The following is a 24,430-nucleotide window of genomic DNA, read 5'->3' on the forward strand; positions in this document are numbered from 1 at the left end:
AGGGCATCGGTCCGCACGAGACGGCAATTACTTATTCTTAATATCAAAAATATCCGTACCCAGATGGTTGTAGTCAACTTTCTGTAACTTGAAGTTGGTAACGTACACTGGGGGAGCTTTCTTGTTAGAGACAAACGGATAAACATTTTTTATCTGCCCGGCGGTAATCCCCGTCCACTGCGAGAAAAACTGCAGGAAATCATTTGCTGAACGGCGTGCTTTAATGACGCGATGCGTTTTATCGTCACTCGACAGCACCATAAACGGCACCTGGAAGTTCTGCTGGAACTTGTCATCGTGCGCCAGATACTGCACCTCTTTACCGCGCTCTTTAAACGCCAGCCCGTGATCCGAGAAATAGACCATGGAGAAGCTGTCGCCCGTATTGCGCAACTGATCGTACAGCTTGCTCAGCAGGTCGTCGGTTTGCGTCATGGTGTAGAGATAGCAGGAGGTCTCTTTGGACTGCACAAACTCCGCGTACTTTCCGCCTGTCCGATCGCAGGCCTGTGGGTGCGACCCCATGAGGTGCAGGACGATCAGCTGCGGCTGGGTGCGCGGGGTGGCGAAGACCTGCGCCGTCATTTTCAGCAGCGCTTCGTCTTTAGTGTTTTTGTCAGCTTCAAAGTCGCCATTTTTCAGGAACTGCACTTCGTCAGCCCGCTTGGCGATGCTGGCAATCGCCGTATCGTATTCGCCAATTTGCCCCTGATTAGAGAACCACCACGTCTGAAAACCCGCGCGGTTTGCCAGGGTGACGAAGTTATCCTGATACTGCGGTTTGCCATCCACCACCCGGTTAAGGGTCAGACCGAGTGATTTCTGCGTCGAGCCGCTGGCCGCGACATAATCGGTAAACAGGGTGCCTTTGACCGAACTGGCAAACGGGGTGTTATCCCAGTGGCCGCCAAACGCGCCCATTGCATCGCGACGCGCGCTTTCACCAATCACCACTACATAGGTGTGATATTTCGGCTTCACGGCCAGCACGTTCCAGGTATCTTTCATATTGGAAAGCTCAGCCATGCGGGCCTGTTCGTCGAGAACCTCTTTATTGTTAACAACGACATCTTTCACGAAGCGGAAAACCGGGTAGCCGATATTGGTGAGCCTTAGCTTACCGTCCCAGGGAATGTTCTGGATGGGGGCGACAAACGCCACGGCAACGCTGAACACCAGACAGAGTATGTCGATCTTACCCCAGGATTTTTTCTCGCCCGGCTGACGACGAATGGCGATAACGCCCAATGCGAAGATAAAGAGCCCGACCACGTAGCTGTACCACGGGAAGATCGTCAGGATCTCCGTCGACTCTTCCATATTGGTCGAGTGCAGCGCCAGCAGGGTATTAAAGTTTGGCGAGCCGTACGCCTGACCAAACGGGAAATAGAGTGCAGCAACCAGTGAACAGATGCCGATTAACGCTTTTTGCGCGCGCGGGGCGGCGCGCCATAGCACATGCAGAATGCAGGTGAAGGCCACCGCGTAGAGCAGACTAAAGGGATAACCCAGCGCAAAGTTAATCAGTAATGACTGCAAAAAGTAAAAACCCGTCCACGGGCTTAAGGCCCGGCTGCGGGTCACAACGGTATCTATCAGGGTTACATTCATAGGTCACTATCATGGATGAAAACGCCATGTGCTCACCCTGGCGTCAAGGGTCATAACCTGCCTGACAGTGCGTGGAGAGGGAATGAGGGTCCGCTTCAGCGAGCCGCAAATTGTGCAGGGCTGCAAGAAGATAGTGCGAGCGCTAAATAATATCAACAGTTGCTAAGCAGATGTTTTGCGAAGGGGATTGCAAATCCGTAAAAAAGATCGGGAATAAGGCGGCTGGAAGCCAGTTTAGAGCGAGATTGTGACGGGAAAATGAAGCGGCGTACCGCAACGCCGCTTAGTGGGAAGGTTTGTCATCCTGATGCGGTTTGCCGTTAAACATATCGCACAGCATGTTCAGCAGCATTAAGCGCACTTTAAAGGGGGAGTGGGTAAACACGGTCATGCACCTCTTGAATTCGTTCATAAGACCTCCTGATTTTTGATCCCTTCGATCCGTGAAGGGTGACTGCATTACATACAGATATAGCACAGGCTATATTGTATAGCTATGGCTATTTCGTTAATTTTTTGTGCTTGTGGAGGGATGGTTTACAATGTGCGCTCTCGATACCGGGCGCTGGAAGCGTCACCCCACTGAGGAAGTACAATGAACCGTCGCGCAGGTAAGCCAACCATTAAAAAAACGACGCAACTGGTGAATGTTGAAGAGCATGTCGAAGGTTTTCGCCAGGTCCGTGAAGCGCACCGGCGTGAACTGATTGATGATTATGTTGAACTCATTTCCGATCTGATTCGTGAGGTCGGGGAAGCGCGTCAGGTCGATATGGCCGCCAGGCTGGGGGTGTCGCAGCCAACTGTCGCAAAAATGTTAAAACGTCTCGCCTCCGTGGGCCTAATTGAAATGATCCCCTGGCGCGGGGTCTTTCTGACGCCGGAAGGGGAGAAACTCGCGCAGGAGAGCCGCGAGCGCCACCAGCTTGTCGAGAATTTTTTACTGGTGCTGGGCGTCAGCCCGGAGATTGCCCGCCGGGATGCGGAAGGCATGGAACACCACGTCAGCGAAGAGACGCTGGTGAAGTTTCGCGAATTTACCCTTAAATATGGTCCCTCCGCTGAATGAAAATCCCTGGACTGCAGGCCCTGGCACGCGATCGTTTCTTCCATCTCTTATTACTCATTGGCGCAGGGTTAAGCCTCTTTGTGCCGTTTGCGCCGCAGGCCTGGCCCGCTGCCATTGACTGGCGCACCATCATTACCCTGAGCGGCCTGATGATGCTCACCAAAGGGGTTGAGCTGAGCGGCTATTTTGACGTTCTGGGCCGTAAAATGGTGCGCCGCTTTGCCACCGAGCGCAGGTTGTCCCTGTTTATGGTGTTCTCCGCCGCGGTGCTGTCGACGTTTCTGACCAACGACGTGGCGCTGTTTATCATCGTGCCCCTCACCCTCACGCTGCGTAAGCTTTGCGAGATCCCGGTAAGCCGGCTGATCATCTTCGAAGCGCTCGCCGTTAATGCCGGTTCTCTGTTAACGCCCATCGGTAACCCGCAAAATATCCTCCTCTGGGGCCGTTCCGGGCTGTCGTTCGCCGCTTTTACCTGGCAGATGGCGCCGCTGGCGCTGGTGATGATGCTGTCGCTGCTGGCGGTCTGCTGGTTTGCCTTTCCGGATAAAAAACTGCAGTACCACACCGGCACCACGGGCCCGCAGTGGCAGCCGCGTCTGGTCTGGAGCTGCCTCGGGTTATATATCGTCTTTCTGTTCGCGCTGGAGCTGAAGTATGAGGTGGCGGGCGTGTTGCTTGTCGCCGCGGGCTTTGTCGTCCTCGCGCGACGCGTGCTGGTCAGCGTGGACTGGACGCTGCTGCTGGTCTTTATGGTGATGTTTATTGATGTGCATCTGCTTATTCAGCTTCCGGTGCTGCAAAACGTGCTCCACAGCGTCAGCACGCTGTCTCAGCCGGGACTGTGGCTGACGGCGATTGGCCTGTCGCAGTTTATCAGCAACGTGCCTGCCACCATTCTGCTGCTCAACTACGTTCCGCCGGACACGCTGCTGGCCTGGGCGGTGAATATCGGCGGGTTTGGGCTGCTGCCCGGCTCGCTGGCCAACCTGATTGCCCTGCGCATGGCCAACGATCGCCGCATCTGGTGGCGCTTCCATCTCTGGTCAATCCCGATGCTGGTTTGGGCCGCGGCGATCGGTTTCGGAATATTCCTTCTCATATAGTGCGCAATTTGTCAGTTTTTCCTGGCAAACGTATAGCAACGTCCTAGCTTTAGTGAACGGCATAGTGTGATGCCGCTCACTGACAGGACTGTTGCTGAACTATGGCTGAAGATCAAAATCCGCCTGCTGACGAGCAGGACAAAAACAATAATGAGCGTAAGCGCCCGGGCAAAAAACCGTTAATTATCCTCGGCATTGTCGTGGTGGTGATGGTCGTCGTGGCGCTGGTCTGGTGGTTTTTAACCCGTAACGAAGAGACGACTGACGACGCCTTTACCGACGGCGACGTGGTGACGATTGCCCCGAAAACGGCAGGCTACGTCACCGAGCTGCGGGTGCGCGATAACCAGCGCGTGAAAAAAGGCGATCTGCTGGTGGTCATCGATCCGCGGGATACCACCGCGCAGCGCGATCAGGCTCAGGCCCAGCTTGGGCTGGCCATCGCACAGCTGCATCAGGCCCAGGCGCAGCTCGCACTCTCCAAAGTGCAGTATCCCGCCCAGCGTGACGAAGCCAAAGCGCAGGTGCTGAAAGCGCAGGCCGATCTGGCGAACGCGCAGGCGGAGTATCGCCGCCAGCGCGGCGTCGATCCGCGGGCGACCACCCAGCAAAGTATTGATTCTGCGAATGCGCAACTGCGCAGTGCCCAGGCGGGTCTGGCCAGCGCTCAGGCGCAGCTGGAAGTGGCAGAGCAGGTACAGCTGCAAATCCGCCAGCAGGAAACCAACGTTGAAGCGCGCGAGCGTCAGGTCGAACAGGCCAAAGCGCAGCTGGAAACGGCCAATCTGAACCTCTCTTACACCGAAGTTCGCGCCCCGTTCGACGGGTTTGTCACCAAACGCAACGTGCAGCCCGGTACGCTGGTGCAGGCGGGTACGGCGCTGTTCTCGCTGGTTTCGCCGAACGTGTGGGTGGTGGCGAACTTCAAAGAGTCCCAGCTTGAGCGCATGAAGCCCGGTGATAAAGTCACCGTGTCGGTCGACGCGTGGCCGGATATGGCGCTTGAGGGCCACGTTGACAGTATCCAGCAGGGCAGCGGCTCGCGCTTCTCCGCCTTCCCGGCTGAAAATGCCACCGGTAACTTTGTCAAAATTGTGCAGCGCGTGCCGGTGAAAATCGTGATTGATAAGGGGCTCGATCCGAACAAACCGCTGCCGCTGGGGCTGTCGGTCGCGCCGAAGGTGACGGTGGAATGACGGATCAAAGCCACGACAGCTGGAAGCCCGCCAGCAATCCGTGGGCGGTGGCGATTGTCGTCACCCTGGCGGTGTTTATGGAAATTCTGGACACCACCATCGTGAACGTGGCGCTGCCCCACGTGGCAGGTTCGCTCTCGTCCAGCTATGACGAATCCACCTGGGTATTAACCAGCTACCTGGTCGCGAACGGCATCGTGCTGCCCATCTCGGCGTTTCTGAGCCGGGTATTTGGCCGCAAGCAGTTCTTCCTGATCTGCATCGTCATGTTTACCGTCTGCTCGTTCCTCTGCGGCATCGCCACCGAGCTGTGGCAGATCATCCTGTTCCGCGTGATGCAGGGCTTTTTTGGCGGCGGGCTGCAGCCCACGCAGCAGTCGGTACTGCTCGACTACTTCAAGCCGGAGGACAGGGGCAAAGCGTTCGGCCTTTCCTCCATCGCGATTATTGTTGCACCGGTCCTCGGCCCGACGCTGGGGGGCTGGATCACCGACAACTACTCCTGGCGCTGGGTGTTCTTTATCAACATCCCGGTGGGGATTGTTACGGTGCTGGCGATCTACCAGCTGCTGGAAGATCCGCCGTGGGAGAGCAAGTCTAAAGAGAAGCTGACCATCGACTGGACGGGGATCGGCCTGATCGCGCTGGGGCTGGGCTGCCTGCAGGTGATGCTTGACCGGGGAGAAGATGAGGACTGGTTCTACTCGAACTTTATCCGTACCTTCGCCGTGTTAACGCTAATCGGCATTATCGGTGCCATTTACTGGCTGGTGTATGCCAAAAAGCCGGTGGTGGATCTGCACTGCATGAAGGACCGCAACTTTGCAATTTCCAGCCTGCTGATGGCGGGGATGGCGATGATTTTGTACGGCAGCTCGGTGGTGATCCCCCAGCTGGCGCAGCAGGATTTAGGCTATACCGCCACCTGGTCCGGGCTGGTGCTGTCGCCCGGGGCGGTGCTGATTGTATTAACGATCCCGCTGGTGCTGAAGCTGATGCCGGTGGTGCAGACGCGCTGGATTATTGCCTTTGGCTTTACCTGCCTGGCGGTGTCGTTCTTCTGGTCGCGCACGCTGACCCCGGATATCGACTTTGAAACCCTGGTGCTGTTCCGCAGCGCCCAGTCGCTGGGGCTGGGGTTCCTGTTTGTGCCCCTGACCACCATTGCCTTTATTTCGATCCCAAGACGGCTGAATGCCGATGCGGCGGCGCTGTTCACCATGTTCCGTAACGTCGCGGGCTCGGTCGGGATCTCGCTGTCGACGGCGGCCATCACCGAACGGTCTCAGGCGCATAGCGCGCACCTTGCGTACCACGCCTCGCCGTTTAACGAGCAGTTTCAGCAGGCAATACGCGAAAGCGCCCGGGCGATCCAGAACTTCACGACCCAGGTGGGCGATCCCACCGGGATTGCCACCGGACGCCTGTACCAGACCATGATCGAGCAGTCGCGCTTCCTGGCCTACATCGACGTCTTTACCCTTCTGAGCGCCGTGGCCTTGCTATTGATTCCGTTTTGTTTGTTGCTCTCGCCGGTTAAGAGCGAGGGGAGTGCAGGAGCACATTGATGATACACAGACGTTTACACCCCCTGATGATAATGATGCTGCTGGCAGGCTGCGCCGTCGGGCCGGACTATCAGCCGCCCGCGCCGCCTGCCGTGACGCACTGGAACGATAAGGGCGACAGCGGGGTAAAATCGCAGACGACCTCCGCCGCGACCAACCCGCGCTGGTGGAAGACCTTCGGCTCGCCGCAGCTCGACAGCCTGGTCGAGCGCGCCATCGCCGGAAACCTGACGCTGCAGCAGACGGTGCTGCGCATCGCCGGCGCGCGCGAGCAGATTAACCAGGCGGGCGGGGCCTTTTACCCGTCGGTGAACGGCAATCTGCAGGCGACGCGCCAGCAGCTCGGGCTGGAAGGGGAGCTGAAATCCCACGGCGTGTATGACCAGCTGGATAATGTCGATCCTGAGCTGCGGGGCGCGTTAGGCCCCCTGACGCAGCCGATCAACCTCTACCAGGGCAGCTTCGACGCCCAGTGGGAAATTGACCTCTGGGGCAAGGTGCGCCGACAGGTGGAAGCCGCCGAAGCGCAGCAGAAAGCCGCTATCGAGCAGCGTAACGACGCGCTGGTGTCGCTGGAGGCGGAAGTGGCGCGCGCGTGGCTCCAGCTGCGCGGGGCGCAGAGCGTTATCGCCACGCTGAACACCCAGATTAAAAGCGCGCAGCAGACGCTGGATCTGACCGAGAGCCGCCAGCGCGGCGGGCTGTCGCCGCAGATGGACGTGGAGAATGCGCGGGCGCAACTGGGTAACCTGGAGGCGCAGCTGCCGCAGTACCAGGCGCAGGCGCGGCAGGCGATGAATGGCCTGGCGATCCTCCTTGGCAAGCCGCCGGGTGCGCTCGATGCGGAGTTACAAAGCGTGCAGCCGATGCCCGAATTGCCGGATATCGTGCAAACCGGCATTCCGTCTACGCTCGCGCGACGCCGTCCGGACGTGCGCGAAGCGGAGGCGAATCTTCATGCCGCCACGGCGCAGATTGGCGTGTCGGTGGCCCAGCTGTTCCCGAGTTTTACCCTCTCCGGGCAGTTTGGCCTGCGCAACAGTGAAACCAACTGGCTGACCGACTGGAGCAGCCACTTCTACAGCTTTGGTCCGCAGGTCTCCATTCCGATTTTCCAGGGCGGTCGACTGGTTTCCAGCGTGAAGGTGGCGCGCGCGCAGCAGGGGGCGGCGGTGCTGGACTATCGCCAGACGGTACTGACCGCGCTCGGCGATGTCGAAAATGCGCTGGTGAGCTATCGCACCGACCAGCAGCGTGAAGCGGGGCTGGCGAAAACCATCGACGCGCTGCAAAACGCGTTTGACCTGGCGAGCGACAGCTACCGGCAGGGGATCGCCAGCTTTATCGACGTGCTGGACGCCCAGCGGCAGCTGGCGCAGGCCGAGCAGCAGCGCGCGCAGGCGCAGGTGCAAAGCGCGCTCGATCTGGTGGCGCTCTACAAGGCGCTCGGCGGCGGCTGGGAGCCGTATCAGCAGGTGCAATTACCGGACTACAGCGTCTTTGGCGACGCCCCGCGCGGATAAATTTTCAGAGGATTGGGCAAGAAACGGACAGGAACGCCACATTCGCGATGGCAGAGGGGCGGGTATAACTAACAGACACCCAATCGACATGCGAGGAAAGCGTTATGCGTTATCAAAAACTGGGCAACACCGGACTGTTCGTTTCTGAACTCTGCCTCGGCACCATGACCTTCGGCGGTGAAGGCGGCATGTGGGGCAAGATTGGTCAGCTCCAGCAAAGCGAAGCAGAACAGCTGGTGGGCCGCGCGCTGGATGCCGGGATCAACTTTATCGACACCGCGGATGTTTATTCGGAAGGGCGTTCGGAGGCGATCCTCGGGCAGGCGCTGAAAAACCTGAAAATTCCGCGCGAGAACGTGGTAGTCGCCACTAAAGTATTTGGCGAAACGGGAACGGCAGGAGTGAACTCGCGCGGCAGCTCGCGCTATCACATCATCAGCAGCGTGAAGGAGAGCCTGCGCCGCCTGCAGCTCGATCATATCGATCTCTATCAGCTGCACGGCTTTGACCCGGCCACGCCGATTGAAGAGACGTTGTATGCGCTGGATAACCTGGTGCAGCACGGCCACGTGCGCTATATCGGCGTCTCGAACTGGGCGGCGTGGCAGATTGCCAAAGCGCTGGGCATTTCCGAGCGTCTCGGGCTGGCGCGTTTCGCATCCCTCCAGGCGTATTACACCATCGCCGGACGCGATCTTGAGCGCGAGCTGGTGCCGATGATGCAGAGCGAAGGCGTCGGGCTGATGGTCTGGAGCCCGCTGGCGGGCGGCCTGCTGAGCGGAAAATATGGCCGCGACGGGCAGAGCGAAGCCGGTAGCCGCCGTCTGGAGTTTGACTTCCCGCCGGTGAACAAAGAGCGCGCCTTTGACTGCGTGGACGTGATGCGCACTATCGCCGATAGCAAGGGCGTCTCCGTCGCGCAAATCGCGCTGGCGTGGCTGCTGCACCAGAAAGCGGTGACCAGCGTCATCATTGGCGCGAAACGCGTTGAGCAGCTGGACGACAACATTGCCGCCACCGGGATCCGCCTCAGCGAAGACGAGCTCAAACAGCTGGATGCGGTGAGCGCGCTGCCGCGGGAATATCCTGGCTGGATGCTGGAGCGGCAGGGGGAGTATCGCCGCAATCAGCTCGCGCAACAGTAACTCTCCGCATCAGGTAATTTTTAAATTTGTTTGCCCATCGGTACAGAAATCGGCGAAAGCGGCTTATTTCACTGAGCACGCTTTTGCCGATTCAACGATGGGCTGTGGCGGGAATCAGCAACCGTCTTTGCAGGTTGCCGCTGGGTTTTGCTCAAGGATTCTTACCAGCAGGGCTCGGGGTTCTCTCACGACATCTGTTCCAACTGACAGTACTTTGCCGTCCCGCTCTGCTGAATACTTCGCGACAACATCACCGAATGCATTTCGCTGCAGGGCGACCTCTTGTCCTGCTTTTACCGTGTCGCCGGGTTTAACGAAAACTTCCGCAAACCCGCCCGTGGTTGCTCGTATTGAACTGATCGCATTACCAATATACGTTTTATTGCTGCTGGCGGTTGCGCCGATTTTGCCTTCAATCACCTTGTAATGAATCAGTACATTGAGGGCACCCTCTACACCCCGGGCAATCATATCCTGCTGGTAAATCCTCGGCTCTCCCGTCTCGGCCGTTATCGCCGGGATACCATTTTGAATAAAGGTGGTTTCCATTGAGCCGGCTTCGCCGGGATCTTTCTTAATTTGATCGGCCGGAAAAAGTTCTGCAATCGTCCGGGCATCCGCATTGCGGTAGTCGGCATAAATGAACAGCGGATAAGCCGTTCCGGTAGACTGGGTGTGATAGTCAATCGCCAGGTCGACATTTCCCTTGTAAACCTTATTCCACATCATCCATGCCTGACGCTCGGCAGGGTTACCCGTTTCTTTTCCTGGATGCACGCGGTTGTAGTCGATCGTCTCGCCACCATCGGTTGAAACGGACCATGTCCGGGAGACCCTTTCAAGTCCAGAACGGTTTGGACCAATAATGCCAATAACGCTGCCGTTCATTTTTGCGGGGTCCAGTTGTTCCATCACTTTTTGTACGATGCGCACTCCGTTTAGCTCATCCCCGTGGACGCCCGCCTGCAGCAGAACGTTCTTCCCGTCCGTTTTGCCTTTTGCCACCATGATGGGGACATACCAGCGCTGTCCTGTTCCTGTCTCAACCCCCTCGAACATGAAGCGATGTTGTCCTGCTGTCAGGTCTGATACATCCAGAGTCGAGATAACCGGCACCCCCTGCACCTTATCACCCGTATACACCGTTGCCGCGTGAGTCATTGAGCATGGCAACGCTAAGCTGAGAGCGAATGCGATACGGCTAGTAGATATCTTCATGAGCGTCATTTTCCATTTGATAGGGTTGAGATTTTTATTTTTCGGCCTGGGCCGTGGTTCGTGCTCATTAAGTTAATAGTGATTTTATGAGGCCAGCCAGCGGCACGATCGGGAAATGTGATTTTGCATAGGCTAACGCACCGGCCTCAATAACAGGGTTTGCGCGAATCATTTTTCCTGCCCGGCGTCTTCTTTCCAACCTACCTCACAAAAAACGATCCTCCGCTTTGATCGACATGCCATCTTCGCCTATATGACTAGTCATGAAATTTTAAATGACTAGTCATATAGGGAGGAAACATGAGCAATCAGCTGCCGGCCAACTTTTTATGGGGCAACTCGGTATCGAGCATGCAGACGGAAGGGGCCTGGAACGAGGGCGGGAAGGGGATGTCGGTGTACGACATTCGCGAAGCTGGGGAGAACATCTCCGACTGGAAAGTGGCGACCGACTCCTACCATCGCTACCGGGAAGATTTCGACCTGATGCAGGATCTGGGCATGAACTGCTACCGCTTCCAGATCTCCTGGAGCCGCGTCTGTCCGCAGGGTGACGGCGCGTTCAACGACGAGGGCATCGCGTTTTACGACTGCTTTATTGACGATCTCATCGCCCGCGGTATTGAGCCGATGATCTGCCTTTACCACTTCGATATGCCGCTGGCGCTGGCGCAGGAGTACAACGGCTTCAATGACCGCCGCGTAATGGACGCCTTTATCCGCTACGGTAAAAAGATGATCGACTGCTTTGGCGACCGGGTGAAGTACTGGCTGACCTTCAACGAGCAGAACATCTTTCATATGCCGGAAGCATTCCGCATTTCTGGCTACATGAAAGGCGATCAAACCCTGCGCGAGCTGTACGAGCTGCAGCACCATACCATGGTGGCGCACATGGCGCTGACCGAGTATCTGCACCAGACGAAACCGGGCCAGCTGATGGGCGGCATGCTGGCGCACCAGCTGGTTTACCCGGCCACCTGCAAACCGCGCGATATCTTCTGCGCCCAGCAGTATGACGAGTTCCTCAACCAGAACCTGCTGCGCGTCTTTGCCGGGCAGGGCTACAGCCCGGCGGTGATGGCGGTGGTTGAGCAGGAAGGCTTTGGTGATATCTACCGTGCCGAAGATTTAGCGCTACTGGCGCGCACCAAAAACGACTATATGGCCTTCAGCTACTACGCCAGCAAAACGCTGGACAGCGATGCGATCCCGGAAGGCACGCCGGTCAACTATTACCTGCTGCACGGCGAGAAAAATAACCCCTACCTGAAAGCCACCGAGTGGAACTGGCAGATCGACCCGCTCGGTTTTCGCACCATCATTACCCGCTACGCCAACGACTGGCGCATGCCGGTCTTTCCGATTGAAAACGGCATTGGCGTGATTGAGTCCTGGGATGGCGTCAACCCCATCGAGGATACCTACCGCATCGACTACCACCGGGCGCACATCGAGGCGATGAAAGCGGCGATATTCGAGGATGGGGCAGAGGTCATGGGCTACCTCGGCTGGGGGTTAATCGACATTCTCAGCTCCCAGGGCGACATGCGTAAGCGCTACGGCGTGGTCTACGTCAACCGGGAAAACCACGACCTGAAAGACCTCAGGCGCGTGCCGAAGAAGAGCTACGCGTGGTTAAAACAGGTTATCCATACCAACGGACGCGAGATGTAAGCCGTACGCTGCCGGGCCGTTTTTGTGACTGATTGATGGGAACACTCCGCTATGTCTGAAACAAAAATCACACCGCACATGCAGTCCTTTGTCGATAAGTTTGTTGAGTTCTCGGCGCGCCTGGCAAACCAGGTGCACCTGCGCTCCCTGCGCGACGCCTTCGCCACGGTGATGCCGATTTTCATCCTCGCCGGCCTGGCGGTGCTGGTGAACAACGTGGTGTTCCCGTGGATTTTTCACGGCGATACGCTGGCACACTTCAAAGTGTGGGGCGAGGCGATTATCAACGGCACGCTTAACATCGCCGCGCTGCTGCTGGCCCCGATGATCGCCTGGTCACTGGCGCGCAACAAAGATTTCGACAACCCGGTCTCGGCAGTGGTTATCGCCGTCAGCAGTTTTATCATCATGATGCCGATGCGCTTACAGGTTACGCCCGTTGGCAGCGACGCCGCGGTGAACGTCACGCAGGTGCTGACCTTCGCCAATATCGGCTCCACCGGGATTTTCGCCGGGGTGCTGATTGGGCTGCTCTCAACGGAAGTGTTTATCGCGATTTCGCGCCTGAAGGCGCTGCACATATCGCTCGGGGAAAATGTGCCCCCAGCAGTCAGCAAATCCTTTACCGCGCTGATCCCGACGATCCTCACGCTCTCCCTGTTCGCGGTGCTGGCGGCCATACTGGCAAACGTGCTGCACACGGATCTGATCCATCTCATTACCACCTTTATCCAGCAGCCGCTGCGGCTGATCAACACCAGCCTGCCGGGGACGATTTTCATCTACAGCTTCGGCAACTTTCTGTTCACGCTCGGTATCCATCAGTCGGTGGTCAACAGCGTGGTGCTGGAGCCGTTTCTGCTGATCAACACCAACGAGAACATGCTGGCCTTCGCCAACGGCCAGCCCATTCCGCACATCATCAACAACATCTTCGTGCCGACGTTTGGCATGGTGGGCGGAACCGGCAGCACGATCTCGCTGCTGATCGCTATCTTTATCTTCTCCCGACAGCAGTCGGCGAAGCAGGTAGCGCGTCTGTCGCTGGCGCCGGGCTTATTCAACATCAACGAGCCGGTGATCTTCGGCCTGCCGATTGTCTTTAACCTGCCGCTAATGATCCCGTTTGTGCTGTTGCCCGCCATCGGCATTTACTTCGCCTGGCTTTGTACCACGCTGGGATTCATGTCGCGCTGCGTGGTGATGATCCCGTGGACCACGCCGCCGATTCTCAGCGCCTGGCTGGCGACGGCAGGGGACTGGCGGGCGGTGGTAGTGCAGTTGGCAATCATCGTATTTGGTGTATTCTTCTACCTGCCTTTCCTCAAGATTGCCGAGCGAGTGGCGTTGAAAAACAGCGGGATAGAAAACTAACTGTAAGGAAGGACGATGGCGGCGAAGTACATCACCATAGCGCGGGAAATCAAGAAACGCATTATCAACCAGCAGTACGCCGCCAATGAACCGCTCCCGGACCAGTTTGCGCTGGCGGCGGAGTTCAGCACCAGCCGGATGACCATCCAGCAGGCGATGCGCCAGCTGATCGTCGAAGGGCTGGTCTACACCCGCCAGGGGCAAGGGACGTTCATCCGCAAAAACTTCCTCCAGCTCTCGCAGTGGGATCTCTCCGGCAGCGACTATTTCGGTGCCACCAAAACCTGGGAACATCTGGGCACGGTTACCAGCCAGGTGGTGCATTTTGAACTGCGCTTCCCGAACGAAAAAGAGCAGGCGTCGCTGATGATTAACGCCGATGCGCCCGTCTATGACTTTATTCGTCTGCGCTTATTAAACGGCGAACCCATGTCGCTGGATTCCACGGTGATGCCGATGAATCTGGTGCCGGGCCTGACGAAAAGCCATCTTGAAGGTTCGGTGTTCCAGTACGTGCAGGAGACCCTGGGGCTGAAAATTATGGGGTCATACCGGGTGGTGCGGGCGCTAAAGCCCAGCGCGCTGGACAGAGAGCATCTGGTCTGTGAGGAAACCGATCCGGTGCTGGAGGTGGAGCAGGTCATTTATCTGGAAGATGGCACCGCGCTGGAGTATGCCCACTGCCACTATCGGTACGACCACGGCGGGATTGTTATCGTGAATAACGGATAAAAAAAAGCGGGCCTTGAAGCCCGCTTTTTTGATGCGCGTGATTAATTCAGACGCACCGGCATACCGGAACGGTTCTGAATCGCCTGGTCGACGATGGTGGTTTCCACGTCAGGCTGAGAGGTCACGGACTGCACCGCGCTGTTCAGCGTAATCGGCACGATCTCGTTGTTGTTGATCTGGTCTTCGCTGGTGGACAGCGGGTTGTGCACTTCGATGTAGCGGCTGCCGTCTGGCTCAGACGTCGCTTTCACCGGTTCATTGATAAACTGCACGCGCGTACCCACCGGCACGTTTTCGAACAGGAATTTGATATCGTCGTTACGCAGACGCACGCAGCCGTGGCTTACGCGCAGGCCGATACCGAAGTTGGCGTTGGTGCCGTGAATCGCATACAGACGACCAATGTACAGGGCATACAGACCCATCGGGTTATCCGGGCCGGCTGGCACAACGGCTGGCAGCGGTTCGCCCGCAGCGATGTATTCCGCGTGCATTTTGGCGGTAGGGGTCCAGGTTGGGCCTGCTTTCTTACGTTCAACTTTGGTGGTCCAGTTCAGCGGGGTATCTTTGCCCAGCTGGCCGATACCGATTGGCAGCACGATAACGGTGTTGGTGCCTTTCGGGTAGTAATACAGACGCATTTCGGCGCTGTTGATCACGATACCTTCATGAACGGTATCCGGCAGGATCAGCTGCTGAGGAATATTCAGCACGGTACCTGCTTTTGGCAGATACGGGTCAACGCCCGGGTTCGCTTCCAGCATGTTAGACAGGCCCAGCTGGTACTGCGCGGCGAAATACTCCAGCGGCTGAGAGTTACCCTCAGGCACCGTCACCACCTGGTTTTGACCCACCAGACGGCTTCCGTCGGTCGGCAGGGGATACGTCACCGCAGACGCGGTCTTACAAAAACCTACTACGGCTAACGCCGCCGCAAAAAGCGTTGTTAATTTCATGTTCATGTTGTGCGAGGTATCTAAGCCATTCTGGCGATGAGTTGATAAGTCTGAATCTGTGATGGGAGCGCATTATATGTGCATTCCCGCTAACAGGGAATTCAGATGTGTACGAAATCACATTTTTTTCGATTTTGTTAAAGTTTAGTGGATTGCCGCAACACGGGATCTCAATTCGGAATTGTGGCATAATGCCGTGTTTATCACACTTTTCGCAGGAATCTCCCCGTGTTAGTTACCAGCAACGTCACTATGCAGTTTGGCAGTAAGCCGCTGTTCGAAAACATTTCCGTCAAATTTGGCGGCGGCAACCGTTACGGCCTGATTGGTGCCAACGGTAGCGGAAAATCCACCTTCATGAAGATCCTCGGCGGCGATCTGGAGCCGACCCTCGGCAACGTCTCGCTCGATCCGAACGAGCGTATCGGTAAGCTGCGTCAGGATCAGTTCGCCTTCGAAGAGTTCACCGTGCTGGACACCGTGATCATGGGGCACGCGGAGCTGTGGGAAGTGAAGCAGGAGCGCGATCGCATCTACGCGCTGGCCGAAATGAGCGAAGAAGATGGCTATAAGGTGGCCGATCTGGAAACGCAGTACGGCGAGATGGACGGTTACTCTGCGGAAGCGCGTGCGGGCGAGCTGCTGCTGGGCGTCGGCATTCCGGTTGAACAGCATTACGGCCCGATGAGCGAAGTTGCGCCAGGCTGGAAGCTGCGCGTGCTGCTGGCCCAGGCGCTGTTCTCTAACCCGGACATCCTGCTGCTCGACGAACCAACAAACAACCTGGACATCGACACCATCCGCTGGCTGGAGCAGACGCTCAACGACCGCGACAGCACCATGATCATCATCTCGCACGACCGTCACTTCCTGAACATGGTCTGTACGCACATGGCGGATCTGGACTACGGCGAGCTGCGCGTTTATCCGGGCAACTATGACGAGTACATGACGGCGGCCACTCAGGCGCGCGAGCGTCTGCTGGCGGACAACGCCAAGAAGAAAGCACAGATTGCGGACCTGCAGTCCTTCGTTAGCCGCTTCAGCGCCAACGCCTCTAAGTCGCGTCAGGCGACCTCGCGTGCGCGTCAGATCGACAAAATCAAGCTGGAAGAGGTTAAAGCCTCCAGCCGTCAGAACCCGTTCATCCGCTTCGAGCAGGATAAGAAGCTGTTCCGTAACGCGCTGGAAGTGGAGGCCCTTACAAAAGGCTTCGATGAAGGCCCGCTGTTTAAAAACTTCAACCTGCTGCTGGAAGTGGGCGAGAAGATTGCCATTCTGGGCGCCAACGGCGTGGGTAAATCCACCATGCTGAAAACCCTGGTCGGCGAACTGCAGCCGGACAACGGCACCGTGAAATGGTCCGAGAACGCGCAGATTGGCTACTACGCGCAGGATCATGAGTACGAATTCGAAAATGACCTGACCGTCTTCGACTGGATGAGCCAGTGGAAGCAGGAAGGCGACGACGAGCAGGCGGTGCGCAGCATCCTGGGCCGTCTGCTGTTCAGCCAGGACGACATCAAAAAGCCGGCTAAAGTGCTCTCCGGTGGCGAGAAAGGCCGCATGCTGTTCGGCAAGCTGATGATGGAAAAACCAAACATCCTGGTGATGGACGAACCGACTAACCACCTGGATATGGAATCGATCGAATCCCTGAACATGGCGCTGGAGATGTATCAGGGCACCCTGATCTTCGTCTCTCACGACCGTGAGTTCGTCAGCTCGCTGGCAACCCGCGTGATCGAGATTACGCCAGAGCGCGTGGTGGACTTCACCGGTAACTACGAAGATTACCTGCGCAGCAAAGGTATCGACGGCTAAAAAAAAGCCCGGTGGCGCTTCGCTTACCGGGCCTACGGGTGACTTTGTAGGCCGGGTAAGGCGAAGCCGCCACCCGGCAATGTTCAGAGCACCCACTCACTCCTTTCAACCCCGTTCACCCGCAGCGTACGTTTTTCCCCCGCCGGTAATGACACCTTCAGCGCCTTCCACGCCGGACGATAATCCCCCCGCGCGTTCACCTTCAGGTTGATGGTTGCGCTATCACACACCATCTCCCATTCCACCCACAGCGCATTGCCGTTCAGGTAGCCCCAGCTTTCACCGTCGTCTTCAAACAGCAGCCCCGAGGTTGTGCCGACGCCTTTCACCGGGAACAGCTTCAGCTCGCGGGTCGTATCTTTTTCGGCACTCACATGCGTGATGCGCTCGCTCAGCGGCAGACCGGCCCCGGCGCGCACCAGCAGCGGCAGTTTTTCCAGCGGCGCATCGAGGACGATGGATTGTCCGCCCGCATACCACGCGTGAGTGTAAAAATCGTACCAGCCCGTTTCGTTATCCGGCAGCCAGACGCGGCGCTCGCGCTGCCCGGCTTCGACGACGCTGGCGACCAGCAGGTCGCGGCCCAGCAGGAAGTCGTCGCACTCTTTGAAGGTTTGCGCGTCGTGCTCGTGGTCGAGGAAGGTCGGGCGCAGCATCGGTTCGTCGTCGGCGTGCGCCTGCCAGAGCAGGGTGTAGAGATACGGCAGCAGGCGGTAGCGCAGCTCAATCGCGCCGCGAATGGCAGGCGTGACGCCCGGATACATCCACGGCTCGTTCACCGTGTGGTCATCGTTCCACGAGTGAATGGTAAAGCGCGGGTGCATCACGCCGTTCTGCACCCAGCGCACGAACAGCTCGGCGTCCGGCTTGTCGCCGGAGAAACCGCCGACGTCGTGGCCGACGTTGAACAGCCCGGACAGGCTCATGCCCAGCCCCATGCGGATGTTATAGCGCAGGGTGTCCCAGTTGGTGCGGTTGTCGCCGCTCCAGGTCTGGACGTAGCGCTGCATCCCGGCGCAGCCGGAGCGGGAGATCAGATACGGACGCTTTTCCGGCGCAAAGCGCTGCTGCGCTTCCAGCGAGGCGCGCATCATCAGCAGCGGCATCACCGGGCGAATATGCTTGATGGCGATCTCCTTGCCGAAGCCAAAGCAGCGGGCTTCCCCGTCCCACACTTCATATTCGTTATTGTCGTTCCAGGTGGAGTAGATGCCCATCTCCAGCAGCTGCGTGGTGACGCCGTTCTGCCACCACTGCACCGTCTGCGGGTTGGTAAAGTCGAGGTGTGAGCCTTCGTCATCCCAGAAGCTGGAACGTTCGGGTGCATCGGTTTCTGAATCGCGAATGAACAGACCGCGTTCAGCCACTTCGCTGTAGCGCGGATGGTCCTGCAACAGGCACGGCTTGATGTTAGCCGCAAGCTTCAGTCCCGCGTCGTGGAAGGCCTGGCTCATCACCTTCGGCTGCGGCACCTTGTCATAGTTCCAGTTGAAGACGTAGCGCTTGCCGTTGATGGAGGTATAGCCAGACGAAAGCTGGAACGAGTCGCACGGAATGGCGTGCTCTTCGCACAGGCGGATAAAGTTCATCAGCTGGTTCTGGGCGTCCGGCGCGTCGGTGTAGTGCATGGTTGAGCCGCTGTAGCCCAGGCTCCATTTCGGTCCGAACAGCGTTTTTCCGGTCAGGCGAACAAAGGCTTTGGTGACGTCCAGCACGCGCCTGCCGGTAAAGATGTAGTAATCGATATCGCCCGCTTCCGCCTGCCAGCGGCGATAGGCGGTGTGGTAGTTATCGATCTCGTTACCCAGATCCAGCCAGCAGCTGCTCAGGTTGTCGTAGAACAGGCCGTAGCTCACGTCGTCGCGGCGGGTGAGGGTGAACGGAATGTGCTTGTACAGCGGGTCGGTGCTGGCGGCGTTGTAGCCCATCGCGTCCAGGTTACGCATCTCGTAGCGTTTACCGTTGCGCTGCAGATCGCCCGCTTTCTCGCCCAGGCCGTAGAAACGCTCGTCCTTGCGGCGGCTCAGGTAGTGCGCCACGCCGTCGCCGTGGGCGTTCAGCAGGTAGGCGCTGGTGGGGCGGTCGTTGACCAGCGGCTGCCACTCGCCCGCGTCATTGCGGTAGTGCCACTCCAGCCACAGCGGCTGGTGGACGGTGACGCGCAGCTGCTCGGTTGCTACCGTTAACGTATCGTCCTGCTGCGTCAGAGCCCAGGCGGGGCAGGAGAAGCCGCTGATATCGTCGCGACGGCGACCTTCCCACGGCACGTCTTTTTCCGGTGCGATGCTCCAGGTGCGGTCCAGCGCCAGCTCGCCCTTGCGTTTGATCAGCACGCGGAACAGGTTCTCTTCCAGCACATACAGGCACAGGCGGTGCTGGCTATCGACCAGCAGTTCCAGATGGTTTGCCGACTGCGTATCAAGGGTCCAGTTTTTCAGGGTTTTCATATGCAATACATCCACTATCAGGCGCGCTTCGCGCGACGTTCAGCAATAAATGCTACCAGGAAGAGAGCGCCAATCAGGTCAAAGAAGCCCATGGCAATAAAGAGCGGGTTAAAGCCGATTTTGTCGGCGGTCACACCGATTAACAGCGAGAACAGGAAGCTGGCGATCCACGCCGCCGAGCCGCGCATGCCGTTGACGGTCGCCATCTGGCCTTTGTCGAACGACTCCACGACCAGGGCGCTGAGCATGCAGGAGATGATCTGGTGCCCGAAGCCGCCGATGGAGATCAGCACGATGGTGATATACGGGTCGCGGGTAATGGCCACGATGGCCAGCGAGATCATCAGGAACGCGCCGGTCACGGAGCTGGCGACAACCGAGTTCACGCGGGAGCAGCCGAACAGGCGGGTGTACAGACGCGTCAGGTAGCCGCTTGCCACGCTGCCGAGGTCGGCGGCGAGGAACGGCAGCCAGGCAAACATCGCAATCTGCTTCAGGTCCATACCGTGCTCTTTGGCAAGGTACAGCGGCACCCAGAAGCTCAGCACCGCCCAGGCGGGTTCTGCCATAAAGGCCGGAATGGCGATACCGTAGAAACGTTTGTTTTTAGAAACGGTTTTCAGCGCGGTCAGGAAGGGCAGTTTGACCGGCGCCGGTTCGTTATCCTGCTTGATAAACGCCAGCTCGTCCTTGCTCAGGTTCGGGTGCTGCTCCGGGTTGTGGTAGAACGCCCACCAGAGGATCACCCACAGCAGCGCCAGCACGCCGGTAAACATAAACGCCCCCTGCCAGCCGAACGAGGCGTGAGCAAAGTAGATGATAGGGGGAGCCAGCATTGCGCCGATGGAGAAGCCCACGCCCGCCCAGCCGGCGGCAACGGGACGCTCTGATTTCGGGAACCATTCGCCGATGGTTTTGGCGTTCGCCGGGGTGGCGGCGGCTTCGGAAGCCCCCATAAAGAAGCGCAGAATCGCCAGGTGCAGCCAGCTTCCGGCGCCCGCGTGGAAGATACACATCAGCGCCCAGATCCCGGCGCAGACCATAAAGCCAATCTTCAGGCCGATCACGTCAATCAGCCAGCCGCAGAGGGGCTGGAAAATGGTGTAGGCGATCTGGAACGCGCCAACGATCCAGGAGTATTGCTCGGTGGTGATCCCGAGGCTCTCTTTTAGCTCCGGAGCGAGAATACCTAAGGAATTTCGGGTGATGTAGTTAACGGTGACGCCCAGCAAGAACAGCACCAGCACGTACCAGCGCAGGTTCTTGATGACGCGACGGGTTTTGCTTGTCGCAATGGTGTTATTGATGTCCTGACTCATTTTACTCTCCACAAGACGGACGGTAAGGGGACGGAGGTTCAGGTGTCACACAGATTGTTATGCCTTTGATTTCTATCCGCTTATAATGCTTAAGTTGCTATACAACTAGTATGGAAGCTGTGTGACAAGTTCACCTTAAGGAAGAAAATGAGTGGGCAAAAGTGGATTTTGTGCAAAATTTCTCATAACAGACGAAAACACTCTGGCATGATGGCATTCATGCCAGTTATTGCCTGACAAACACGCTATGAAAATTTTTTCATTTCGCAAATGGAGCCAGATCACAAAATGGACAAAAGGCTAAAAATCACCGAAATCGCGGCCCGCACGCAGCTCTCCATCAGCACCGTTTCGCGGGTGCTGGCGGGGAAAGCGAATACCAGCGAAAAAGCGCGCGCAAAGGTGCTGGCGTGCGCGCGCGAGCTGGGGGTAATGGACGGCATGGCGGCCGGGCGTCTGCTGCTTAACAGCCTGGTGGTTTTTGCCCCGCAGCGCGCCTTCGACGAGCGGTCCGACATCTTTTACTACCGCGTGATCCAGAGCGTGAGCAAAGCCCTTGCCTCCCACGAGGTCCGGTTGCGCTACTGCGCGCTGGAGGAGAACGACAGCGACGCCCAGCTGTTTCTGGCGCGGATGAACGAGCCGGACACCCAGGCGGCCATTCTTCTCGGTATTGACGATCCGCATATCCACGATCTGGCGGTAGACGTGGGCAAACCCTGCATGCTGATTAACTGCCGCGACCGGCACATGCGTCTGCCTGCCGTTGCGCCGGATCACCGCGCCATCGGCGAGCGGGCGGCGGAGTACCTGTTCGAGATGGGACACCGGGAGGTAATGAACGTGCTGTGCCTGCGGCGCTACACCATGGAGCAGCGCCTGTCGGGGATCCGCGACGCGTGGCAGTCTCACAACCTGGCGTTCAACGACAAGCGCGATCTGCTGGTGGTGCCGAGCTTCAGCGCCAGAGAGACGGAGCAGCTGGTGAGCGATTGGCTAAATCAGCAGCAGGGAAAAGACCTGCCGACGGCGTTCCTGGTTGGCGGCGACTTTATGGCGGCGGGCACCATCAGCGCCTTACAAAACCACGGCCTGCGCGTGCCGCAGGACGTCTCGGTGATGAGCATCGACGGCTTTAACCTGGCGGCGATTCAGGATGTTCCATTAACGGCCGTGCATGTTCCCCGCGATGAGCTGGGAACGGAAGCGGTACACATGCTCCAGCAGCGGCTCATGCGCCTGGACGCGCCGGTAGGCACATTGCTGCTGAACGGCACGCTGGCCGTGCGGGAATCGGTACGGCGGATACGTCAGGGGAAACGACGCACCGCCGTGGAGCGGGAAGGGCTGTACGACAGCTAGACCATGCCCAGCGCGCGTTTGCCGTGGATGTTGAGATCGTTCACGGTAAAGCGGTCCTGCCAGGTTTTTTCATAATCCTCGCGCGGGAAGTCTCCCGGCGACGCGCCGGTTTCCAGCGCTTCCTTGACCTTCTTCGCATAGGCGAGGTTTTTCTCGCACATCGGTGCGGCGGGGATGTACATCACGTTGCCCCAGCCCTGCTGATCTTCCACCGGCGCGACGGAGTGGATCACATCGCAGTGCCACCACACCGAATCACCCGCCTCCAGCGCAGGAATGCTGGTCAGCGCCTCGATAAGCAGCGGGTGCCACTTCTCGGAAACCGGCAGCACGCGCCCCGGCGCCACGCCGCACAGCTCGTCCTCCGGCACGTCGTCCAGCAGCGGACGCAGCAGAATGTACGCCATTGCTTCCGGGATCGGCACTACGTGCAGCAGCCCCTGGCCGGGGATCATGTCCGACAGCGCCGTCCAGCCCTGGAAGGTGCGGAACACCGAGCATTTGGTGGTGTTATCGACGGTATACTCTTCCACTTCGGTACGGTGCGCGGCGTTCCACGGATCGTACTTGTCGACGTTGCCGTCAAACACGCGGGCAAAGACCTGCTGGTATGCCGGCAGCAGCCAGCGCTCCAGCGCGCCGGAGTCGGTATGCGCGCCGAGTCCTTTCGAGGTGGTTCCCGGCGGACGGCGGCGGATACGATCTGGGTAAATCACGCTCACGTCCGGGTCGAACCACTGCTTGCCGTTGCTCTCGAACGTCCATAAGCGGTTCAGGAACGACTGCACCTGCGCCATTTCTTCGCTCTGGCGCGCCTGCATTTGCGCCTGCGACCAGTAGATCGGGTAAATCTCCGGACGGGAAGCGGTCAGGGTGCCGAAGAAGTTATCGCCTGGCCCTTTGTACACCTCGTCAAACTTGTTCAGATCGAGGTAGTCGAGCATCGACTGATCCCACGCCAGCGCCTGCTCGCGCGGGAAGTGACCTTTAATCACCGCGCAGCCGCGACGCTTAACGGCCTCGCGCTGTGCGTCGGTAATCGTGCCGTTTTTCACATCGTTAAACGGAATCACCGGCCAGACGGATTCACCTTTATTTTTAAGGGCGTTAATTTCCGCCACGCGGGTGGCAATGCTGTCGCTGAGCTTGTCGAACACCGCCTGCACGTCGCCGATCTGCGCGCGTAACTCACGTTTCAACTGACGGATTGCCGCTTTGTGATCCGCCGGCAAGGTTTCACTGGTAAAGGTCATAACTGCCTCGCATCTTTCATTCGAAAGTGAAAATGTCTACAAGTGATACTTTAAGTTAAAAATAAGTTAATGCAAGTTTAAAAACTTGACGTGCGCCACAGGACGGGAAAATGAGTGAGGGTGCCGGAGCAGGGCTCCGGCGAGAAGAGGATCAGGCGTCGAACGGGGAATGGTTGTCGAGCACGGCCTGAATGACGTTCAGCGCGCCGTGATGGTTGTTGTCATCGGTGCTGTAGCGGCTGATTTCTTTGATGCTCTCTGCCGCGTTGCCCATCGCAAAGGAATATTTCACCAGCTTCAGCATCTCGGCATCGTTGTCGCTGTCGCCAATCGCCACGCACTCTTGCGGAGAAATTTTCCAGCGCTTCAGCAGACGGCTGATGCCGTTAGCTTTGTGCAGGCCTGGGATAATCAAATCGACAAAGCCAAAGCCGCTGGTGACCGGCTTCATGATGCCGTCCAGGGAGACGTGGAGTTTATCCACCAGATTAGGAATATCGCTGTCCGGCAGGTTCAGGGAGAACTTAAACAGCACGTCGTCAATGTCGCGGTAATCGCTGATGCGCTTTAAGCGGTGGTAGTGCTTTGACATTAGCGCCACGAACGCGTCTGGCGCTTTATCGCTGACGTAGGCGCTCTCCAGCCCGCAGGCCACGAAGTTCAGCCCTTTGTCTTTCAGCAGTTCGCCAATCACGATCTGCGACTCATGGCGGGTCAGCTCGCCGTGAAAAATCTGCTCGCCGCGATCGAACACCAGCGCGCCGTTTTCCGCCACGAAGGAGATCCGATCTTTAAGCTCCGGAAAGAAGGAGATGAGCTGGTAATACTGGTTGCCGCTGGCGACAACAAATTCAATGTCGCGGGCTTTAAGCTGTTCAAACTGTGCCTGGAAGCGGTCACGATCGTACTGCTTGGCATCATCAAGGAAAGTTCCGTCCATATCGGTGACGATAACTTTAACGGTCATACTGTGCTCCTGGGTCACTGCGTTTTGAAACATTCTAATAACAAGGTGACGAGGAGCACAAATTTAATTTCGAATGAAAGTCA

General features: G+C 58.0%; 19 protein-coding genes. 11 read left to right on the forward strand and 8 right to left on the reverse strand.

Annotation, left to right across the window (positions count from 1 at the left end):
• Positions 1-27 precede the first annotated feature (27 nt).
• Together L362_RS20135 and mntS are read right to left on the reverse strand one after the other, a co-directional pair.
• Entirely contained in the window at positions 28-1,611 is a 1,584-nt protein-coding gene (locus L362_RS20135; RefSeq protein ID WP_023343631.1) for a phosphoethanolamine transferase, read from the reverse strand.
• 283 nt (positions 1,612-1,894) lie between these two features.
• Positions 1,895-2,023 (reverse strand): manganase accumulation protein MntS, encoded by a 129-nt coding sequence (gene mntS, locus L362_RS20130; RefSeq protein WP_008501175.1) that lies wholly within the window; start codon positions 2,021-2,023, stop codon positions 1,895-1,897.
• A gap of 183 nt (positions 2,024-2,206) precedes the next feature.
• On the opposite strand from mntS, the gene mntR reads away from it, so the two are divergent.
• The 6 genes from mntR to L362_RS20100 all read left to right on the forward strand — a co-directional run bounded on the left by mntR (position 2,207) and on the right by L362_RS20100 (position 9,218).
• Positions 2,207-2,680, forward strand: a complete 474-nt coding sequence (gene mntR, locus L362_RS20125; protein WP_008501176.1) for a manganese-binding transcriptional regulator MntR — start codon at positions 2,207-2,209, stop codon at positions 2,678-2,680.
• Positions 2,677-3,786: an anion transporter gene (locus L362_RS20120; RefSeq protein WP_023343632.1), complete on the forward strand. Its 1,110-nt coding sequence runs from the start codon at positions 2,677-2,679 to the stop codon at positions 3,784-3,786. Before mntR ends, L362_RS20120 begins: the two co-directional genes overlap by 4 nt.
• Positions 3,787-3,887: 101 nt before the next feature.
• Positions 3,888-4,982, forward strand: coding sequence for an HlyD family secretion protein (locus L362_RS20115; protein ID WP_021240968.1), 1,095 nt, complete (start codon positions 3,888-3,890; stop codon positions 4,980-4,982).
• The gene (locus L362_RS20110; protein ID WP_023343633.1) at positions 4,979-6,550 is read left to right on the forward strand and encodes a DHA2 family efflux MFS transporter permease subunit; all 1,572 of its coding nucleotides are present in this window, start codon (positions 4,979-4,981) and stop codon (positions 6,548-6,550) included. Before L362_RS20115 ends, L362_RS20110 begins: the two co-directional genes overlap by 4 nt.
• The gene (locus L362_RS20105; RefSeq protein ID WP_023343634.1) at positions 6,550-8,073 is read left to right on the forward strand and encodes an efflux transporter outer membrane subunit; all 1,524 of its coding nucleotides are present in this window, start codon (positions 6,550-6,552) and stop codon (positions 8,071-8,073) included. The genes L362_RS20110 and L362_RS20105 overlap by 1 nt, the downstream gene beginning before the upstream one ends.
• A gap of 104 nt (positions 8,074-8,177) precedes the next feature.
• Positions 8,178-9,218 carry an aldo/keto reductase gene (locus tag L362_RS20100; protein ID WP_023343635.1) on the forward strand — a complete coding sequence of 347 codons (1,041 nt, stop codon included), beginning with the start codon at positions 8,178-8,180 and terminating at the stop codon, positions 9,216-9,218.
• 114 nt (positions 9,219-9,332) lie between these two features.
• Here L362_RS20100 and L362_RS20095 read toward each other — a convergent pair whose 3' ends face one another.
• Positions 9,333-10,436, reverse strand: a complete 1,104-nt coding sequence (locus tag L362_RS20095; protein ID WP_008501182.1) for a succinylglutamate desuccinylase/aspartoacylase family protein — start codon at positions 10,434-10,436, stop codon at positions 9,333-9,335.
• Between the two features lie 300 nt (positions 10,437-10,736).
• Between L362_RS20095 and L362_RS20090 the strand changes: the two genes are divergently transcribed.
• Genes L362_RS20090 through L362_RS20080 form a run of 3 tightly spaced genes read left to right on the forward strand, consistent with a single transcriptional unit; the run spans position 10,737 to position 14,219 of the window.
• The gene (locus L362_RS20090; protein WP_023343636.1) at positions 10,737-12,113 is read left to right on the forward strand and encodes a glycoside hydrolase family 1 protein; all 1,377 of its coding nucleotides are present in this window, start codon (positions 10,737-10,739) and stop codon (positions 12,111-12,113) included.
• A gap of 51 nt (positions 12,114-12,164) precedes the next feature.
• Complete coding sequence (locus L362_RS20085) at positions 12,165-13,487, forward strand: PTS sugar transporter subunit IIC (protein ID WP_023343637.1); 1,323 nt, start codon at positions 12,165-12,167, stop codon at positions 13,485-13,487.
• A gap of 15 nt (positions 13,488-13,502) precedes the next feature.
• The gene (locus L362_RS20080) at positions 13,503-14,219 is read left to right on the forward strand and encodes a GntR family transcriptional regulator (protein ID WP_023343638.1); all 717 of its coding nucleotides are present in this window, start codon (positions 13,503-13,505) and stop codon (positions 14,217-14,219) included.
• 41 nt (positions 14,220-14,260) lie between these two features.
• Here L362_RS20080 and ldtB read toward each other — a convergent pair whose 3' ends face one another.
• Complete coding sequence (gene ldtB / locus L362_RS20075; protein WP_008501186.1) at positions 14,261-15,181, reverse strand: L,D-transpeptidase; 921 nt, start codon at positions 15,179-15,181, stop codon at positions 14,261-14,263.
• 222 nt (positions 15,182-15,403) lie between these two features.
• Here ldtB and L362_RS20070 point away from each other — a divergent pair, with 222 nt between their 5' ends.
• Positions 15,404-16,999, forward strand: coding sequence for an ABC-F family ATPase (locus tag L362_RS20070; protein ID WP_008501187.1), 1,596 nt, complete (start codon positions 15,404-15,406; stop codon positions 16,997-16,999).
• Between the two features lie 83 nt (positions 17,000-17,082).
• On the opposite strand, the gene L362_RS20065 is transcribed toward L362_RS20070, so the two are convergent.
• Positions 17,083-19,446: a glycoside hydrolase family 31 protein gene (locus L362_RS20065; protein WP_023343639.1), complete on the reverse strand. Its 2,364-nt coding sequence runs from the start codon at positions 19,444-19,446 to the stop codon at positions 17,083-17,085.
• A 17-nt stretch (positions 19,447-19,463) separates the two neighbouring features.
• The gene (locus L362_RS20060) at positions 19,464-20,765 is read right to left on the reverse strand and encodes an MFS transporter (RefSeq protein WP_008501189.1); all 1,302 of its coding nucleotides are present in this window, start codon (positions 20,763-20,765) and stop codon (positions 19,464-19,466) included.
• A 288-nt stretch (positions 20,766-21,053) separates the two neighbouring features.
• Between L362_RS20060 and L362_RS20055 the strand changes: the two genes are divergently transcribed.
• A complete protein-coding gene (locus L362_RS20055) occupies positions 21,054-22,127 on the forward strand; it encodes a LacI family DNA-binding transcriptional regulator (RefSeq protein WP_023343640.1) in 1,074 nt (357 codons plus the stop codon).
• Here the strand turns inward: L362_RS20055 and L362_RS20050 are convergent.
• Both L362_RS20050 and L362_RS20045 read right to left on the reverse strand, forming a co-directional pair.
• Complete coding sequence (locus L362_RS20050) at positions 22,124-23,380, reverse strand: DUF1479 domain-containing protein (RefSeq protein WP_023343641.1); 1,257 nt, start codon at positions 23,378-23,380, stop codon at positions 22,124-22,126. The genes L362_RS20055 and L362_RS20050 overlap by 4 nt on opposite strands.
• Positions 23,381-23,531: 151 nt before the next feature.
• Positions 23,532-24,347 carry a Cof-type HAD-IIB family hydrolase gene (locus L362_RS20045; RefSeq protein ID WP_023343642.1) on the reverse strand — a complete coding sequence of 272 codons (816 nt, stop codon included), beginning with the start codon at positions 24,345-24,347 and terminating at the stop codon, positions 23,532-23,534.
• Between the last annotated feature and the right edge of the window lie 83 nt (positions 24,348-24,430).

This window comes from Enterobacter sp. MGH 16 (assembly GCF_000493175.1).
Classification (GTDB): domain Bacteria; phylum Pseudomonadota; class Gammaproteobacteria; order Enterobacterales; family Enterobacteriaceae; genus Enterobacter; species Enterobacter roggenkampii.